This is a genomic window from bacterium, from assembly GCA_035549195.1.
In the GTDB taxonomy this organism is placed as follows: Bacteria; Oederibacteriota; Muellerivitia; order Muellerivitales; family Muellerivitaceae; genus DASZRK01.
Genome location: DASZRK010000032.1, coordinates 1 through 2,413, shown reverse-complemented (window position 1 = coordinate 2,413; position 2,413 = coordinate 1). Strand labels below are relative to the sequence as shown.

Genomic DNA, 2,413 nt, shown 5'->3' with positions numbered 1-2,413 from the left:
AAGGCGGTCGCTTTCCCTCTGGCCCTTGTATCGGCCCCAGGTCCGAAGGACCAAGGGCTACGCCCTTGCGGGATGGCTGACTTGAAGACTTCTCCGTGCTCTCTGTGCCCTCCGTGGTGAACAGCCTTGGCCGTCCTTGGTCCCCTCCCGCATTCGCCTCTTCGCTTCTTCGCGGTAAAAGCCTTTCGCCTATCTTCGTGGTGGATGCCTCGTCCGCCCGCCAACCTACTTGTGCGTCAACGCCACCACCAGGGCCGTGACCCCGACCAACAGGGCCCCGCCCGCCACCCACTTGGAGCCCAACAGGTCATCCAAGGCGCTTTGGTTCTTCTCATCCCCCGACCGGTCGATCTTGGCGAACTCCTCCTTGAGGACGCTGATGTCCTGGGAATTATCCCGGATATCCTTGCGCATGACCATCAGGTCCTGCTGGAACTCGGTCTCGGTCAGGTTCTTTTCCGCCGCCTTCTTGGCGACCTCCTCCAGCCGGTCGGAGGACTTGCCCAGGTCCGACTGGACATGGTCCAACAGCTTCTTGACCAGCTTCAATTGCTCCTGCTGGTCGCTATCCGAGGTCCTCAGCGAATCATTGGCCTTGCGCAGGTCCTCATTGGAAGTTTGGACCGCGTCGAGTTTCTTCTGGTAGCCCGCTTCCATGTCCGCCAGCTTCTGCCGCAGGTCCTTGAGGTCCCCCCTCATCTGGTCCCAATCCGCCCGGCTCGGGCCGGGGACCGGTGTCGCGGTGGCGGTGGGTTCCGGCGCGGCGGCCTTGGCGGTTTGCGCCGGTGTCGGTTCTTCCTCCGTTTCGTCCGTATCGACGGAAAGCAGGGTGATCATTTTTTCCAGGCGTTTCTCGAAGGTCCAGGCCGAGACCTTCCGCGCCCGGATCGCGCCCGCCTTTTGCTTCACCAGGGTCAGGAGGGCCTGCAGGTCCTGGACCTGGAAGGCCTTGTCCCCCGGTTTGAGGGATGCGAGGTCCACCCCGGAGATCCGGTCATTGGCCTTCAGGAGGGCGTCGGTCACGTCATCGCCGGTCAAAGCCCCGTCCGGAAGGGCGGAGGCCTTCTTGTCCCCCAGGTAGCCCTTTTGGGCCAGGTCCCGCAGGGTCTTCACCTGGTCCGCCGGCGCCGCGTCGGAGGCGTCCTGGGCGAAGGCCGTCAAGGCCAGTTGGGGGCTGAGGGCCAGGATGGCGCAGAACCATCCGGTGGTCAGGATCCGCATCGTTCTTTTCATTGTCGTTTCTCCATGGGCCGGGCCCTTTGACTTTCATAAAGATAGTCCATCACCGAGACCAGGACGAACCCACCGCCCATGATCCCGAACAGGAACTCCATCACGCCTTGGGTCACCTCGTCCCAGACCGCGCCGCAGGCGAAAAAGGCGACCAGGGCCAGTAGTCCCAGGAACCCCCAGGCCCAAAGGTTCACCCGGACATACTCCTCGATCTGGGGGCCGGACCCCTTCACGTTCTTTCGGTCGTCGGACATGGGGCCTCCAGGCCTAGAACTTCGAGCGGGAGCCCGGTTTGACCACCGGGATACCCTGACGGCAAAGGGGACAATCCTTCTCGTCCCAGCTCTCCACTTTCAAGGAGGCCAAAGCCCTCACCGGGACATCGAAGGGATTCGTTCCCCCGCTGCGGTCGATGAGGCACCCCACTCCCACGATCTCGGCCCCCATCCCCCGGGCCACCTGATAGGACTCCTTGACCGATTTCCCGGTGGTGATGATGTCCTCCACCGCGAAAAGGCGCTCCCCCTTCTCCACCGTGAAGCCCCGGCGCAGTTCCATGGCGTCGGTCTCCTTGTTGCGCTCGGTGAACAGGTGCCGGATGCCCAGCGCCCGGGCCAGTTCATGGCCCACGAAGAGCCCGCCCATGGCGGGGGAAAGGATGGCCTGGGGTTTCAGGGGTTCCACCAGCTTCCCCAGGGCCTCGCCCATGACCTGGGCCTTGCGGGGATATTGGAGGACCAGGGCGGATTGAAGATAACGGTCGCTATGGCGGCCGGACGAGAGCCGGAAATGGCCCTTCAACAGGGCCCCGGTCTCTTCATATAGTTTCAGGACTTCCTCGTTCGTCATGATCGAACCTTTCCAGTCATGGACCGCGGAGACGGCTTCCGTCTTTTTCACCACCAAGCCCCTTCGGGGCCACCAAGTTCACCAAGCCGTTCGAAGCAGAATCCTCACCACGGAGCCTCGGAGGTACGGAGCCCATTCGACTCCCTGCGGGCGCTCAGGGTGAAAGCAAGAGTAACAAAGGCGAACATCGGATAGCCACCGATGAAGGGGATGAACACAGATGGAGTCTTGAGGAGGCCATCCCTCCGGGGGTCGATCAGGGGCCAGGGGGAAGGCGGTCGCTTTCCCTCTGGCCCTTGTATCGGCCCCAGGTCCGAAGGACCAAGGGCTA

Annotated in this window: 3 protein-coding genes; all 3 read right to left on the bottom strand. The window is 62.9% G+C overall.

The genetic code is table 11. The annotated features are described in order from the left end of the window. Window positions 1-225: 225 nt before the first annotated feature. From VHE12_07685 to pyrE, 3 genes are read right to left on the bottom strand one after another with little or no spacing between them, the layout of a single operon-like run. Window positions 226-1,233, bottom strand: coding sequence for a hypothetical protein (locus tag VHE12_07685; GenBank protein ID HVZ80666.1), 1,008 nt, complete (start codon window positions 1,231-1,233; stop codon window positions 226-228). Then, window positions 1,230-1,487, bottom strand: coding sequence for a hypothetical protein (locus tag VHE12_07680; GenBank protein HVZ80665.1), 258 nt, complete (start codon window positions 1,485-1,487; stop codon window positions 1,230-1,232). The genes VHE12_07685 and VHE12_07680 overlap by 4 nt, the downstream gene beginning before the upstream one ends. A 13-nt stretch (window positions 1,488-1,500) precedes the next feature. After that, the gene (gene pyrE / locus VHE12_07675) at window positions 1,501-2,133 is read right to left on the bottom strand and encodes an orotate phosphoribosyltransferase (protein ID HVZ80664.1); all 633 of its coding nucleotides are present in this window, start codon (window positions 2,131-2,133) and stop codon (window positions 1,501-1,503) included. Window positions 2,134-2,413 lie beyond the last annotated feature (280 nt).

What these genes read in the sequence shown, in the direction of transcription:
- VHE12_07685 (HVZ80666.1), bottom strand. Translation starts at nt 1,233, where the DNA reads ATGAAAAGAACGATGCGGATCCTGACCACCGGATGGTTCTGCGCCATC.
- VHE12_07680 (HVZ80665.1), bottom strand. Translation starts at nt 1,487, where the DNA reads ATGTCCGACGACCGAAAGAACGTGAAGGGGTCCGGCCCCCAGATCGAG.